We start from the raw sequence: 14,037 nt of genomic DNA on the forward strand, positions 1-14,037 counted from the left end.
ATTTTACGTTAGGAAAAACCGCATGCTTACGCAGGAAGCCGCCGAAGCCATCGGGTTGCAGGCCTTGGCCTGGCTGGTGGCCAACGAAGACTTGCTGCCGGTGTTTATGGATGCAAGCGGGGCCAGCGCCGACGATTTGCGCACCCAGGCGACGGATCCCGGGTTTCTGGGGGCGGTGCTGGATTTCGTGATGATGGATGATGCCTGGGTCATCGCGTTTTGCGATACACTCCGGATGCCCTATGAACGGGTGATGCAGGCACGCCAGTCCTTGCCGGGCGGCGAACAGGTGAATTGGACATGACCATGATCAAAGGTATTCTTTTCGACAAGGACGGCACGCTGTTCGATTTCGCCAAAACCTGGGAGGCATGGGCACATGCGTTTCTGACCCGGCTCAGCAATAAAGACGCTGCACGCGCCACTGCGATCGGGGCTGTGGTCGGGTATGACTATAGTGCCAAACGGTTTTCGACAGACAGCATCGTGATCGCCGGTACCCCCGGTGATGTGGCCGGTGCGCTGGGGCAGCACGTTCCCGAACATTCGCGGCAGGGGCTGATCGACATCATCAACGAAGAAGCCGCACTGGCCCCGCAAAGCGAAGTGACCCCCTTGGTGCCGTTTCTGACGGTGCTGAAAGCGCGGGGATTGAAGCTGGGGGTGGCGACCAATGATGCCGAGGCACCAGCGCGGGCGCATCTGGACAAGGCGGGTGTGACGCATATGTTTGATTTTGTCGCCGGATTTGACAGCGGTTTCGGCGGCAAGCCCGAACCGGGGCAGCTGAACGGATTTGCCCAACAAGTCGGGCTGGCCCCTGCTGCCATTGCCATGATCGGGGACAGCACCCATGATCTGCTGGCTGCGAAAGCCGCAGGAATGACCCGTATCGGTGTGCTGACAGGTATGGCGTCGGCCGATGATCTGGCCCCCTATGCCGATGTGGTTCTGCCGGATATCAGCCATCTGCCCGACTGGCTTGACGCGTTGGATGCGCAACGCGGCTAGGCGGGGCAGACATGAGGCAGGCGCAAAAAACGACACTTCTCGTCGGTAATGGCAACGACCCCATGCGCAGGATCAGGCCTTCTGGAACTGATTTTCAGGAGGTTCACATGCCAGATACCGATCCGAAACGCAGAACCCGTGGCGGTGGCCGTGCAGGGGCCAAGACACGGCGCGGCACTTCCGTGATCGAACAGATGCCGTGGAACCCGCCAATTAACATCGACCGCCCCACAGGACCGCTGACCCCCGAAGGCGTCGAGGCGATCCATGACGGGGCCATGCGCATTCTCGAAGAGATCGGGATCGAATTCCTTAACCACGAGGCGCTGGATATCTTGCGCAAAGCCGGGTGTACGGTGAACGGTGAAAACGTCCGCATGGGGCGCGATTTCGTGATGGAATGGATCGCCCATGCGCCATCGCAATTCACCCTGACCCCGCGCAACCCGGACCGCCAGATCACCATCGGGGGCAAACATCTGGTGTTTGGCAATGTGTCATCGCCGCCGAACTATTGGGACATGTCGATTGGCACCAAGGTGCCCGGCACCCGCGCCATGTGTCAGGACCTGCTGAAGCTGACGCAATATTTCAACTGTATCCACTTTGCAGGCGGCTATCCGGTGGAACCCGTCGATATCCACGCCTCTGTCCGGCATCTGGACGTGCTGTATGACAAGCTGACCCTGACGGATAAGGTCATGCACGCCTATAGTCTGGGCAAGGAACGTGTCGAAGACGTGATGGAAATGGTGCGTATCGCGGGCGGACTGACCCACGAGGAATTCGACGCCACCCCGCGCATGTACACCAACATCAACTCCACCTCGCCGCTTAAACATGACATCCCGATGCTGGACGGCTGGATGCGGCTGGCGCGGCGCGGGCAGGGGTTGGTCGTGACACCCTTTACGCTGGCCGGTGCGATGGCACCTGTGACGATGGCGGGTGCCGTGGCACAATCGCTGGCCGAGGCGCTGTGCGCCGTTGTTTTGGCGCAGATCATCAACCCCGGATGCCCCTGTGCGATTGGCACCTTCACATCGAATGTGGATATGAAAACCGGCGCGCCTGCCTTTGGCACCCCTGAATACATGCGCGCCACCCAGATGACCGGGCAATTGTGCCGCTTTTACGATCTGCCCATGCGGTCGTCGGGGGTATGCGCGGCCAACGTGCCGGACGGCCAGGCCATGTGGGAGACCTCCAACAGTCTGTGGGCCGCCGTGCAATCGGGTACGAACATGGTCTATCACGCGGCGGGCTGGCTTGAGGGCGGGCTGATCGCCAGCCCTGAAAAGTTCATCATGGATTGCGAGGTGCTCCAGCAGATCCAGCGCTATATGGACCCGGTGATCTGCGCGACAGGCCCGGATGAAATCGCCCTCGACGCCATTAAATCGGTGGGCAATCAGGGGCATTTCTTTGGCATCCAGCACACGCAGGACCGCTATACCGAAGCGTTCTATCAACCGTTTCTGAGTGACTGGAAAAATTACGAAGGCTGGGAGGCCGCCGGTGCCATCTGGACACCCGAGCGCGCGCATTTGATGTTCAAGGAAATCGTTGCCAGCTTTGAAGCGCCCCCGATGGAGGATGCGATCCGCGACGAGCTGGCGGATTTTGTGGCACGGCGCAAAGCCGAAGGCGGGGCACCGACGGATTTCTAGATCGCGCAACAAAGTCGGGTTCGTCTAAATTTCGAAGTAATTCCGAATTATTTAAAGCGGCAAAAACCGTGGGTGCCTTGGCGGCTTTTGCAATATGTTAAGGGCCTTTTCCCATGATCCCCCGTGACCAATGGGAAGGGATGATATGCACGGCCTCATTAATCGAAGCATTCAAAATTATGTTTGTGACACTTTTGGCAATGACGTCTGGGGGCAGGTGACAGGCAGCGCCGACTTGGCCATTATCGATTTTGAGGCGATGATGAGCTATGACGACGACGTGACGACGCGGCTTGTTGATGCGGTTTCACTGGTGATGGGGCGGCCCATTCACGAACTGCTGGAAGATCTGGGCACCTATCTTGTCTCGACCCCAAAGCTTGAAGGGGTCAGGCGTTTGCTGCGCTTTGGCGGCGTCACCTTCGAGGAATTCCTGCTGTCGCTGGATGATCTGCCCGACAGGGCAAGGCTGGCGGTCTCGGACCTTGATCTGCCCGAACTGGAAATAGACGAACGTGGCAACGGTTGTTTCGAATTGCTGTGCCGCGGGTCCGTTTCGGGGTTCGGCTATGTTTTCGTGGGCATGCTACGCGTCATTGCCGATGATTACGGGGCCTTGGTGCTATTGGATCACGAAACCGGCAAGAATGGTGTGGAAAAGATATTTATCACTCTGGTCGACAAGGATTTCGCCCAAGGGCGGCAATTCGACCTGGGTGCGCGCCTGGGATGACATCCCTTGCGCAAGCCGGGATGCTGGACGTGCTGTGCCCCATGCATGTGCTAGTGGAAAAAGACGGCACCATCAGCCACGCCGGACCGACAATTCAAAAGATATGCAAAACCGGCGCTTTGGTCGGTGAAGCTTTCTTTGACCGGTTCGCCGTCAAGCGGCCAAAGGGCATTGTCACGATGGATGATCTGCGTCGCAAGGCGGGCAGCAGGTTGCACCTTGCGCTGGAAGACGACCCCGGCAGTGATCTGAAAGCGGTCTTGGTGCCCCATGATCACCGAACAGGCAGCATGGTGATCAACCTGTCTTTTGGCATCTCGATTCTGGACGGGGTGCGTGACTATGCGCTGAGCAATGCCGATTTCGCCGCAACCGACCTTGCCATTGAAATGCTCTATCTGATCGAGGCGAAGTCAGCCGCGATGGATGCGTCCCGCCGGCTGAACCTGCGACTGCAAGGGGCAAAGATTGCCGCCGAAGAACAGGCGTTTACCGATACGCTCACGGGGCTTAAAAACCGGCGCGCGATGGATCACGTGTTGGCGCGGCTTGTCGGTAATCAGGCGAATTTCGCGGTTATGCAGATCGACCTGGATTTCTTCAAGGCGGTCAATGACAGTTTGGGTCATGCTGCGGGCGATCACGTCTTGCAGGCGGTCGCACAGATCATGGTCGAGGAAACCCGCAACGCCGATACCGTCGCGCGGGTGGGGGGCGATGAATTCACGCTGATCCTGCCTGACGTCGCAACGGAGCAGATGTTGCTGGCCATCGGCGACAGGGTCATTGAACGGCTCAAAAAACCGATCCTCTTCCAAGGACAGGCCTGCAAGGTGTCGGCCAGCATCGGAACCGTCTGGATTTTGGAAAACCACACCATGGACGCCAAAGATATTTTATCCGATGCAGACGTGGCGCTGTACCAATCCAAAAAGGCAGGGCGGTCGCGCCAAACCCTGTTTCGACGCAACGGGGCCCGCGTATGATCAACTCTCCCGATCACCAAAGGTCCCAGCACTTGGGGGCTTTGGTGACGCGCTGGCTGGCCGTGCGGGGGGCGGCGCAATCGGTGATGCCTACGGCACTGCGACCGGCGAGTTCTACCTGTCGCCAAGGATATGCTTCGCCACACTTCGGCCAAGCGCATCGCAATTCGCCAAGCCTTGGGAAAACGGATGCCGCTTGAGGATTTGCGGCATGGCAAGGCAGTAGACCGCCCCCTGAACCTTGCTGGGCAGCGCCAGTTCGAATGGTTCCTGCACCTCTTGGTCTGGATCGACCATCGCACCAACCAATGAAGGGAAGGGCAGGGCGGAAACAGGGGCTGCGGCCTGTCCACGGGCATCAATCAGCGCGTCAAATTCGATCGCTCCGTCGATGGTCATGACCGAAACGCCACCTGACACCGTGTTTTCGAAAGCCGACTCTGATCCGGTGGGAATGATCTGAAGCACACCCGCATCATACAAGGCCAAGACCCGGCGCACCGAAATATGCGGCACCGCAGCATAACAGTCGCCAAAGACCGGCATCAGCATATCGTTGAACCTCTGCCAGTCGCTGTCGTTCAAATGCTCAAGGACCAGCTCGAAATTCTCATGCCCCCGCAAAAGCGCATATCTGTGATGCTGCGTTTCCTTGAGGGTCTTGGATTTGATCGCCGCGTTCAAGCTCTCTCGAAGCGCGCGTAGACCGCCCAGTGTTTCGCGATGATGGAAATAAGCATCGGCAAAGCCGTTGATCGTCTGAGCGTCAGGCCCAAGCTCGGCCATGTACTGTGGGGCCGCGTCGTTCAGTTCTTGCACCATCAATGCAAACACCCGTTCAAGCAGCCCGTCGGGGCCTTTTTCCAGCTCTGCTGAAACTGCGTCGGGGTGGATATATGTCAGCGGCTCATAGGGGAAGGGGTAATAGAAATCCGGTTCCGGCATGATTCCCTTATGCGAAACCATCGTGATCGAAAGATCCTCGTGCCCTGCATCGGGGAACCAGCTTACGTTATCGCCGTCTTCGATGAACCCGCCATGCGCGTTGCCAAGGGCGACGATCACATCAATGGCCGACAAGGACGACCCCAACACCCCGATCTTGCCTGCGGGTTGATCGGTGATGTTCGTATAGGGCCAGGGCGACACCAGATCAGCCTGCCCCAGTGTGGGCGAGGACGGCCAGGAATGCCCTGTCGCCACCACGACCTGATCAAAGGTGAAAACCGATTTGCCATGAGGGGTTTGGATATCAAGGCTCATGCCCGTGCCCGTCGGGGTGATGTCGTGGACCTGATGCCTTGGCAGGACATTGATAACATGCCCGGCGCTGCGGCCAGCATCACATAAATCGCGGAATTCCGATTTCATATATTCACCCAGCAAAACCCGGGGATAAAAATCGCGCGCGTCGATGTCGTCCCGCGCCATGTCCCAACCGTCTAGGAAATCATCGTCCTGGTCATGCAGCCAAGACACCAGCGGTCGGGTGATCGACGGAATCTCGCGGCTGAACGCGTTGCAATACATGTAGTCGGCATTCATGCCCGAACGGTACGGCATGCCACAGCCCATTTGGTCACTGCCCTCGAAAATGGTCAGCTCGAACAAGGCATCGCCATTTAGCAGACCCTTGGCCGTGTACATGGCCATCGGTCCTGCACCGATGATCGCGACCTTTCGTGCAGATTTCACATCTGATTTGCCCAACCTGCACGTCCCCGTTTTAAGCGCTGTCATCTGACAACCTTTCATGGGGGTGAAAGTTCCCTAGGCCATCCACAGAAACGTGCCGCAAGCGTGGCGGGTAAAGTCCGGGGGAGAGCTCAGTGAGGGGAGCGTTAGCGAGGAAAATCGCTGTTGGCGCTGGGCGTTGCAAGGTGATGTACCGCCCGACCAGATGATATTTGAACAATCGGGCGGGGTTTCCTGCGCAATAAACGCTGCAGCACCTGGTTTCTCGTGCAAGGAACAGACGCTGCGCCGTGTTGCAGCCCAATGGGAATGGGCCAACAAGATCAAATGTTTGGAAGGACAAGTGGCAGCCCGTAGGGGAGTCGAACCCCTCTTTTCAGGTTGAAAACCTGACGTCCTAACCGATAGACGAACGGGCCACTTAGCTTGTGAGCGGTTCATTAGGCAATCGCGCGAAAGGGCGCAAGTGCAAATTGCCAAAAAACGAAAAACTTTTACGCAGGGGCCGCGTCTTCCAGTCGAAGTTGTACTGATTGCCGTCCGCGCCAGCTATTGATGTCCAACCGGCCGGCCAGGTGAAACCGTGCACCGCCGTGGTTTTCAAGCGCCGGACCAAGGGGGCCGTCGAATGCACCAAAAGCGATGGCATCCATTTTGACGCCAGCACCGCCGCCGCCATCGCCAAAGCTGATTTTCAGGTGGCTTTCGCCGACGCGCTTGGCAAAACGAATCTGCATATCGGCAAAGACGTAGCGCGGGGCAGGGGCACCGGCACCAAAAGGGCCCGCCTGTTCGATTTGCTCCGCCAGTTCAACGGTGGCAGCGGCCGGCATCAGCATCCCGTCAAGGCGCAGATCGGCGGCACCGGCCAGATGGGCACCTTGCTTCTCCAGCAGCTCTGCCAGACGCGCCATCGCGGCGTCCAGCTTGTCTTCGGCCACTGTCAGCCCTGCGGCCATCTTGTGGCCACCGCCCTTGATCAGCAATCCTTCGGCGGCCAGCCGTTGGATCGGCGCGCCCAGATCAATGCCCGAAACCGATCGGCCCGACCCTTTGCCAATGCCATCCTCGAATCCGATCACAACGGAGGGGCGGTTTGACGCTTCCTTGAGGCGCGAGGCAACGATTCCCACGACGCCAGGATGCCAGCCCGCACCCGATGCCCAGACCAGCGGCGCGTCAAAGCCGCGTGCCTCGGCCTGATCCAGCGCCACGGCGCGCACGGCGTTTTCAACATCGCGGCGTTCGGTGTTCAGGGTATCGAGCCGTTCGGCCAAGGCGGCGGCCTCGTGAGGGTCGTTGGTGGCCAACAGGCGCGCGCCAAGGTCCGCTTGGCCGATGCGCCCGCCCGCGTTGATCCGGGGGCCCAGCAGAAACCCCAGATGATAGGACGCGGGGGCGGTGTCCATGCGTGCAATATCGGCAAGTGCGGCCAGACCCACGCGGTCGCGCCGCGCCATCACCCGCAAGCCCTGACGTACAAAGGCGCGGTTCACGCCGATCAGCGGGGCCACATCGGCCACGGTGGCAAGGGCAACAAGATCCAGCAGCGCCATCAGATCTGGCCCGCGCGTGCCGGCCTCGCGCAATTGGCGACCCGCCTCTACCAACATCAGGAACACCACGCCAGCGGCGCATAGATGGGCCAGCGCGCCGTCCTCGTCTTGACGGTTGGGGTTCACCACGGCGACCGCATCGGGCAGGGTTTCGCCGCCAAGGTGGTGATCCAGAACAATGACATCCGCGCCCACGGCGGCCGCAATCGGCCCGTGCGATAGGGTTCCGCAATCGACACAGATGATCAGGTCGTGCTTGGCGGCCAGCGCGGCCATGGCCTCGTCATTGGGGCCATAGCCTTCGTCGATCCGGTCGGGGATATAAAGCGTCGCCTGACAGCCCATGTCGCGCAGCCAGACCAGCAGCAGCGCGGCTGAACTGCCACCATCCACGTCATAATCGGCAAAGACCGCGATGCGTTGACGGGATTTGACAGCGCCCAGAAACCGCGTCGCCGCCTTTTCCATGTCGCGCAGGGAACGCGGATCGGGCAGCAGGTCGCGCAAGGAGGGGGCAAGGAACTGTTCGGCCTCGGCGGCGCTTACGCCACGGCGGGCCAACACCTGACACAAGGCCTGAGGCAGGGCGGTTTGCTGCAACAGCACCTCGGTGGCGCGTTCGATTTCGACTCCGGGGCCGACCCATTTGCGGCCCGTAAGGGACGCATCAACACCTAAAAAGCTCATGCATCCCTCGATCCGTTTTTATCCATTATTCACGCAGGGGCCCTGCGCCTGGTCTGCTTAGTGCTGGTCAGCCGGTGTGCGGTAATTGATCCGCCGCACCGAACCGGATTTCGACCGCATGATCAGCGTTTCGGTTGTCAGCCAGCCGGGTTCGCGTTTGACGCCGGGCAGCAAGGTCCCGCCGGTCACGCCGGTCGCGGCAAAGATCACGTCTTGGGTGACCATTTCATCGCGGGTATAGATGCGGTCCAGATCGGTGATCCCGGCCTTGTCGGCGCGGCCACGTTCGTCATCATTGCGGAACAACAGGCGGCCATACATCTGCCCGCCCATACATTTCAACGCGGCGGCGGCCAGCACGCCTTCGGGGGCACCGCCTGATCCCATATACATGTCGATGCCGGTGCCGGGTTCCGAACAATGCATCACGCCGGCCACATCACCATCCGAGATCAACCGGATCGCCGCGCCGGTTTCACGGACCTGCGTGATCATTTCCTCGTGGCGGGGGCGCTCAAGGATGCAAACGGTGATGTCTTGCGGGGTGCAGCCTTTGGCAGCGGCAAGGGCCTGCACGCGTTCGGCAGGCGTCATGTCCAATGTGACCACATCGGCGGCGTAGCCCGGCCCGATGGCCAGCTTGTCCATATACACATCAGGTGCGTGCAGCATGGACCCGCGCGGCCCCATTGCAATCACGGTCAGCGCGTTTGGCATATCCTTGGCGGTCAGCGTGGTGCCTTCAAGCGGGTCCAGCGCGATATCAACACCGGGGCCGTTGCCGGTGCCGACTTCCTCGCCGATGTACAGCATCGGTGCCTCGTCCCGTTCGCCTTCGCCGATGACTACAACGCCTGCAATATCCAGCAGGTTCAGCTGCTCGCGCATGGCATTGACCGCCGCCTGATCCGCCGCTTTTTCATCGCCGCGCCCGATCAGCTTGGCCGACGCCAATGCAGCGGCTTCGGATACGCGGGCAAGGCCCAGCGACAACATGCGGTCTTTGAATTCGGCGGAAGAGGTCATTTTTAACGGTCCTTTTAGAAATCAGTCTGGTTGAAACGGGGTCAAAGGTCTTCGATCCGCAGGGCAACGGGATCACTCGCCAGGACGCCTGTGCCTGCCATCGCGGTCAAGGCTTCATCCAGCGCGTTGCGGGTGGTTTTGTGGGTGACGATCAAAACCGGCGCATGATCGGTGCGGTGTTCGGTCTGGCGCATCCGGTCGATGCTGATGCCTGCTTCGCCCAATACGGTCGCGACCTTGGCCAGGGCACCGGGTTTGTCCAGCAGACCCATGCGCAGATAGAATGCTGCGGGGGCCTGCGACATGGCGGATGTGGCATCGGTCAGGGTGCTGGCCTTTTGACCAAACACCGGCCCCTGCCAGCCACGGGCAAGATCGCAGATGTCGGACAAAACGGCGCTGGCAGTCGGGCCTTCGCCGGCACCGGGGCCGCGCAACACGATCTGGCCAACGGCGTCGCCCTCAAGCACGATCATATTTGTGCCGCCGGACAATTGCCCCAACGGCGATGTATCAGGCACAAGGCAGGGCTGCATACGTTGCTCAAGCCCGCGACCGGTCATCTGGGCAACCCCCAGCAATTTGATCTTGTAGCCCATGCCAGCGGCCGCGCGGATGTCTTCGATGCTGACCCGCTCGATGCCCTCAAGGTGAATGCCGTTGAAATCAACGCGTGACCCGAATGCGATCGACGACAGGATCGCCAGCTTATGCGCGGCGTCGATGCCGCCCACATCCAGCGCCGGATCTGCCTCAAGATAGCCCAACCCGTCCGCTTCGGCGAACACATCCTCATAGGGCAGGCCCGCGTCTTCCATGCGGGTCAGGATATAGTTGCACGATCCGTTCATCACGCCCATCACGCGGGTGATCTGATTGCCGGCCAACCCTTCGCTCAACACCTTGATCACGGGAATGCCACCCGCGACCGCCGCCTCATAGCGGATATTCTTGCCTGCGGCCTCGGCCTGTTCTGCCAGTGCCTGACCATGGATCGCCAGCATGGCCTTGTTCGCGGTCACAACATCCTTGCCCGCCGCCAAAGCGGCTTCGGTTGCGTCCTTGGCCGGACCTTCGTCGCCACCGATCAATTCGACAAACACATCGACATCATCGCGCTTGGCCAATGCGACGGGATCGTCCTCCCATGCGTAGTCCGACAGGTTCACGCCGCGGTCTTTGCCCTTGCTGCGGGCGGATACGGCAGAAATGGTGATCGCGCGGCCTGTGCGTGCCTCAAGCAAAGCGGCCTGCTTGCGGATAATGCGCACAACGCCCACACCCACCGTGCCCAATCCGGCAATCCCAAGACGAAGTGGCCCAGACTGAAGCGGATGTGACATATGCAGTTCCTTTAAGATGATGCGCGGGCGCGCCAAGACTATTCTATGGCGGCGATGTAACGGGTTCAAACCCTACGTGCAACGCAGCCAGTTACAAATTTGCCTATCTCAGCCCTTGGGACAAACGCTGCTTTTCCACACCCGTCAGAACCGAGCCGCGCAACCGGGCCGCACGCGCCTGCAATCCGGCAACCCGGGCCGCCAAAGCCTGTTCGGTCTGGCCCGTATCAACCTGACCGGCAGTGGCCTGCGCCAAAAGCGGATCAACAGGCACCAAAGCGGGATATTGCGCGGCCAGCATTTCAGGCGTTGCACGGCTATCAAGGGCCGGAAACTGCGTGCAAGCGGCGGGCAGCAGCAGGGCAAGGGCGCAAAGGCCGGAAAGGGCGCGAGTGTTCATGGGGTCAATTCATGCACCAGCAACGGTTTTCGCGCAAGCGGGGTTTGCCTTTGAACGGTTGTTCAATTAGCCTTTGATCATGGCACGCACGACCGGATCACATTCAGACATCACCGGACCCAAAGTCCGAGAGGCCGCCTTGCGGTTGTTCGCGAAAAATGGCTATGCCGCCGTGTCGATGCGGGCCCTCGCGAGCGAGGTTGGCGTGCAGGCGGGCGCACTGTATAATTACACGCCCGACAAGCAAACGCTGCTTTTCACCCTGCTTTGCGCCCATATGGAAGAACTCCTGGAGGCATGGGAGGATGACATCGGGCTTTCCCCCCTGGACCGGCTGCGCAAATTCGTGGATTTTCACATCCGGTTTCACGCCGACCGCCCGGACGAGGTTTTCATTTCCTACATGGAATTGCGCAATCTGACGCCCGAGAATTTCAGCACGGTCGAAGCGCTGCGCCGCAAATACGAGGACCGTCTGGAAGATATCTTGCGAAGCGGTGCCGCGACGGGCGATTTTGCCATAGCTGACACCAAGATCGCGACCCTTGCCGTGATCGCCATGCTTACCGGGGTGAACACATGGTTCCGCGCCGGGGGCCGCCTGTCGCTGGATCAGGTCATTGCGCAATATTGGGATATGGTGCGCAAATCGGTGATGTCGGGGTAGGGCATGGCTGCCCGTACCCCGTTGATTTAATGGGCCGCTTTGATGAACGTGCCGTTGTTCAGATCGCGCATCGCCTGACGCAGTTCGGCCTGTGTGTTCATCACGATGGGGCCATGCCACGCCACCGGTTCATCAATCGGCGCGCCTGATATCAGCAAGAAACGCACCCCCTCTGGCCCGGCCTGCAAGGTCACTTCGTCGCCGGTACCAAAGCGGATCAACGTCCGATCGCCGCTCAGATCGCGGATGTTCACCTCTTCGCCGGCGATTTCCTTTTCCAGCAACACGCCAGAAGGTTTCGACGCATCTGCAAAGGCCGCCGCCCCCTCAAAGACATAGGCAAAGGCACGGCGGTAGGTGTCGATCCTGAAAGTCTTTTTGACACCGGCTGGCACGGTAATATCCAGATATTGCGGATCGGCGGCAATGCCATCGACGGGGCCGGTCTTGCCCCAGAATTCGCCGGTAATGACTTTGACGACGGTGCCGTCATCATCGGTGATCACCGGAATATCCTTGGCCGTGACATCCTGATAGCGCGGCGCGGTCATCTTTTGCGCGGCTGGCAGGTTTCCCCAAAGCTGGAAGCCATGCATCTGGCCGCGCGCATTACCGTGCGGCATTTCCTGATGCAAAATGCCCGACCCTGCGGTCATCCACTGCACATCGCCCGCCCCCAGTGTGCCGACATTGCCCAGCGAATCGCCGTGATCAACCGTGCCGGCCAGCACATAGGTGATTGTTTCGATGCCGCGGTGGGGATGCCACGGAAAACCGCGTTCGAAATCCTGCGGGCGTTCGTTGCGGAAATCATCAAACAGCAAAAAAGGGTCCAGCTCGCTTGGGTCCTGAAAGCCAAATGCGCGGTGCAGCTTGACGCCCGCCCCCTCAAGGGTGGGAACAGCCGCGCGGGTCTCGAGTGTGGGTCTGAGGGACATTGTCGCTCTCCTATCATGGGTTGGGATGAAGATAGGGTCGTGCCGCCTGTCTCGCAATATCGCAGTCGCGAACCAAATCTGTGCAAATCCGCACCTTTGCGCAGTCAGCGGGGCAGGTGTCGCAAACAGGCGCGACCTGTCGGGGTTGGGGCGGTTCACCTATCGTTAACTTTAAAGGGGAGCAGGCAGATGAAAGTTGGGTTTATCGGGTTGGGCAATGTGGGCGGCAAGCTCTCGGGCAGTTTGCTGCGCAACGGCGTGGACCTTTATGTTCATGATCTGAATGCTGATTTTGTGGCGGCCAAGGTGGCGGCGGGGGCCAAGGATGGCGCATCGCCTGCCGATCTGATGCAGACCTGCGATGTGGTGATCACCTGCCTGCCCAGCCCGGCGGCATCGGCGGCGGTGGTAACAGAAATGCTGCCCCATGTCGGCCCCGGCAAGATCTGGATGGAGATGTCGACGACAGATGCCGCCGAGATCAAGCGCCTTGGCGCTGAGGTGATCGCGGCGGGCGGTGCTGCGGTCGATTGCCCGGTTTCAGGCGGCTGTCACCGTGCCGATACCGGCAACATCAGCATTTTCGCCGCCTGTGACAGACCCACGTTCGATCGCATCCTGCCATTGCTGACGCTGATGGGGCGGCGCGTTTTGCATACCGGGGATATCGGCACAGCCTCGGTTCTCAAGGTGATGACGAATTACCTTGCGACCGTGAACCTGATCTCGGTCTGCGAGGCGATGACGGTGATGAAAGCCGCAGGCATGGATTTGGCGACAACCTATCAGGCCATCGCGATGTCTTCCGGCACGTCCTTTGTCCATGAAACCGAAAGCCAGCTGATCCTGTCGGGGTCGCGGGACGTGAACTTTACCATGGACCTGATCCAAAAGGATATCGGGCTTTTTCAAAAGCTTGCGGATGATTTCGCGGTTCCCTTGGAAGTATCCCCGCTGATCATCGACATCATGACAGACGGGCAAAAACGCTATGGGGAACGCGCGCAATCCGACCGGATAATAGAACGGCTGGAGGACGCGACGGGCCTGAAAATACTGGCGGACGGATTTCCACAGGAATTGGTCGATGATGAGCCCGAAGAACGCGGCTATGAGGTCACGGCGCGTTCATCTTTGTAAATTCTAATGTGATGGTGCAGCTGTGTCGTGCAAGGCATTGCGGCGGGTGGATTTCCCTTGATCTAAACCAAGGCAGATCAGGAATCAAAAGGGTCAAACTGTTAAGAAACCCCGCACCGCGCCCCACCGTTTTAACCTCCTGTTCAAGATTAATTCACGTTAATTAATTCTGACGCAAAGCATGA

The 14,037-nt window shown here is 59.7% G+C and carries 13 protein-coding genes and 1 tRNA gene; 7 read left to right on the top strand and 7 right to left on the bottom strand.

What is annotated here, in order from left to right:
- Positions 1-22 precede the first annotated feature (22 nt).
- The 5 genes from ACSQ13_RS03190 (at position 23) to ACSQ13_RS03210 (ending at position 4,400) form a co-directional block, all read left to right on the top strand.
- Complete coding sequence (locus tag ACSQ13_RS03190; RefSeq protein WP_176248465.1) at positions 23-304, top strand: DUF3572 domain-containing protein; 282 nt, start codon at positions 23-25, stop codon at positions 302-304.
- The gene (locus tag ACSQ13_RS03195) at positions 301-1,011 is read left to right on the top strand and encodes an HAD family hydrolase (protein ID WP_176248464.1); all 711 of its coding nucleotides are present in this window, start codon (positions 301-303) and stop codon (positions 1,009-1,011) included. Before ACSQ13_RS03190 ends, ACSQ13_RS03195 begins: the two co-directional genes overlap by 4 nt.
- A gap of 107 nt (positions 1,012-1,118) precedes the next feature.
- The gene (locus tag ACSQ13_RS03200; RefSeq protein WP_295509628.1) at positions 1,119-2,681 is read left to right on the top strand and encodes a trimethylamine methyltransferase family protein; all 1,563 of its coding nucleotides are present in this window, start codon (positions 1,119-1,121) and stop codon (positions 2,679-2,681) included.
- Positions 2,682-2,826: 145 nt separating this feature from the next.
- Complete coding sequence (locus ACSQ13_RS03205; RefSeq protein WP_176248462.1) at positions 2,827-3,414, top strand: heme NO-binding domain-containing protein; 588 nt, start codon at positions 2,827-2,829, stop codon at positions 3,412-3,414.
- Positions 3,411-4,400, top strand: a complete 990-nt coding sequence (locus ACSQ13_RS03210; protein WP_255200076.1) for a GGDEF domain-containing protein — start codon at positions 3,411-3,413, stop codon at positions 4,398-4,400. Before ACSQ13_RS03205 ends, ACSQ13_RS03210 begins: the two co-directional genes overlap by 4 nt.
- A gap of 114 nt (positions 4,401-4,514) precedes the next feature.
- Here the strand turns inward: ACSQ13_RS03210 and ACSQ13_RS03215 are convergent, their stop codons facing one another.
- The 6 genes from ACSQ13_RS03215 to ACSQ13_RS03240 all read right to left on the bottom strand — a co-directional run bounded on the left by ACSQ13_RS03215 (position 4,515) and on the right by ACSQ13_RS03240 (position 11,107).
- The gene (locus ACSQ13_RS03215) at positions 4,515-6,140 is read right to left on the bottom strand and encodes an FAD/NAD(P)-binding protein (protein WP_295509632.1); all 1,626 of its coding nucleotides are present in this window, start codon (positions 6,138-6,140) and stop codon (positions 4,515-4,517) included.
- A gap of 299 nt (positions 6,141-6,439) precedes the next feature.
- Positions 6,440-6,514, bottom strand: a tRNA-Glu gene (locus ACSQ13_RS03220).
- A gap of 75 nt (positions 6,515-6,589) precedes the next feature.
- Complete coding sequence (recJ, locus tag ACSQ13_RS03225; RefSeq protein ID WP_176248460.1) at positions 6,590-8,338, bottom strand: single-stranded-DNA-specific exonuclease RecJ; 1,749 nt, start codon at positions 8,336-8,338, stop codon at positions 6,590-6,592.
- 57 nt (positions 8,339-8,395) lie between these two features.
- The gene (gene glpX, locus ACSQ13_RS03230; protein WP_176248459.1) at positions 8,396-9,364 is read right to left on the bottom strand and encodes a class II fructose-bisphosphatase; all 969 of its coding nucleotides are present in this window, start codon (positions 9,362-9,364) and stop codon (positions 8,396-8,398) included.
- Between the two features lie 41 nt (positions 9,365-9,405).
- Positions 9,406-10,707, bottom strand: a complete 1,302-nt coding sequence (locus ACSQ13_RS03235) for a homoserine dehydrogenase (protein ID WP_295509636.1) — start codon at positions 10,705-10,707, stop codon at positions 9,406-9,408.
- Positions 10,708-10,810: 103 nt separating this feature from the next.
- A complete protein-coding gene (locus tag ACSQ13_RS03240; RefSeq protein WP_176248457.1) occupies positions 10,811-11,107 on the bottom strand; it encodes a hypothetical protein in 297 nt (98 codons plus the stop codon).
- 79 nt (positions 11,108-11,186) lie between these two features.
- Here ACSQ13_RS03240 and ACSQ13_RS03245 point away from each other — a divergent pair, with 79 nt between their 5' ends.
- Positions 11,187-11,774, top strand: coding sequence for a TetR/AcrR family transcriptional regulator (locus ACSQ13_RS03245; RefSeq protein ID WP_295509639.1), 588 nt, complete (start codon positions 11,187-11,189; stop codon positions 11,772-11,774).
- A 26-nt stretch (positions 11,775-11,800) separates the two neighbouring features.
- Here ACSQ13_RS03245 and ACSQ13_RS03250 read toward each other — a convergent pair whose 3' ends face one another.
- Entirely contained in the window at positions 11,801-12,712 is a 912-nt protein-coding gene (locus ACSQ13_RS03250; protein WP_176248455.1) for a pirin family protein, read from the bottom strand.
- Between the two features lie 189 nt (positions 12,713-12,901).
- Here ACSQ13_RS03250 and ACSQ13_RS03255 point away from each other — a divergent pair, with 189 nt between their 5' ends.
- The gene (locus ACSQ13_RS03255) at positions 12,902-13,852 is read left to right on the top strand and encodes an NAD(P)-dependent oxidoreductase (protein ID WP_176248454.1); all 951 of its coding nucleotides are present in this window, start codon (positions 12,902-12,904) and stop codon (positions 13,850-13,852) included.
- The last annotated feature ends 185 nt before the right edge of the window (positions 13,853-14,037 follow it).

Origin of the sequence: Sulfitobacter sp. SH22, from assembly GCF_965641905.1 — a bacterium.
In the GTDB taxonomy this organism is placed as follows: Bacteria; Pseudomonadota; Alphaproteobacteria; order Rhodobacterales; family Rhodobacteraceae; genus Sulfitobacter.

Coding starts and splice junctions, on each gene's coding strand:
- ACSQ13_RS03190 (WP_176248465.1), top strand. CDS start 23: ATGCTTACGCAGGAAGCCGCCGAAGCCATCGGGTTGCAGGCCTTGGCC.
- ACSQ13_RS03195 (WP_176248464.1), top strand. CDS start 301: ATGACCATGATCAAAGGTATTCTTTTCGACAAGGACGGCACGCTGTTC.
- ACSQ13_RS03200 (WP_295509628.1), top strand. CDS start 1,119: ATGCCAGATACCGATCCGAAACGCAGAACCCGTGGCGGTGGCCGTGCA.
- ACSQ13_RS03205 (WP_176248462.1), top strand. CDS start 2,827: ATGCACGGCCTCATTAATCGAAGCATTCAAAATTATGTTTGTGACACT.
- ACSQ13_RS03210 (WP_255200076.1), top strand. CDS start 3,411: ATGACATCCCTTGCGCAAGCCGGGATGCTGGACGTGCTGTGCCCCATG.
- ACSQ13_RS03215 (WP_295509632.1), bottom strand. CDS start 6,140: ATGACAGCGCTTAAAACGGGGACGTGCAGGTTGGGCAAATCAGATGTG.
- recJ (WP_176248460.1), bottom strand. CDS start 8,338: ATGAGCTTTTTAGGTGTTGATGCGTCCCTTACGGGCCGCAAATGGGTC.
- glpX (WP_176248459.1), bottom strand. CDS start 9,364: ATGACCTCTTCCGCCGAATTCAAAGACCGCATGTTGTCGCTGGGCCTT.
- ACSQ13_RS03235 (WP_295509636.1), bottom strand. CDS start 10,707: ATGTCACATCCGCTTCAGTCTGGGCCACTTCGTCTTGGGATTGCCGGA.
- ACSQ13_RS03240 (WP_176248457.1), bottom strand. CDS start 11,107: ATGAACACTCGCGCCCTTTCCGGCCTTTGCGCCCTTGCCCTGCTGCTG.
- ACSQ13_RS03245 (WP_295509639.1), top strand. CDS start 11,187: ATGGCACGCACGACCGGATCACATTCAGACATCACCGGACCCAAAGTC.
- ACSQ13_RS03250 (WP_176248455.1), bottom strand. CDS start 12,712: ATGTCCCTCAGACCCACACTCGAGACCCGCGCGGCTGTTCCCACCCTT.
- ACSQ13_RS03255 (WP_176248454.1), top strand. CDS start 12,902: ATGAAAGTTGGGTTTATCGGGTTGGGCAATGTGGGCGGCAAGCTCTCG.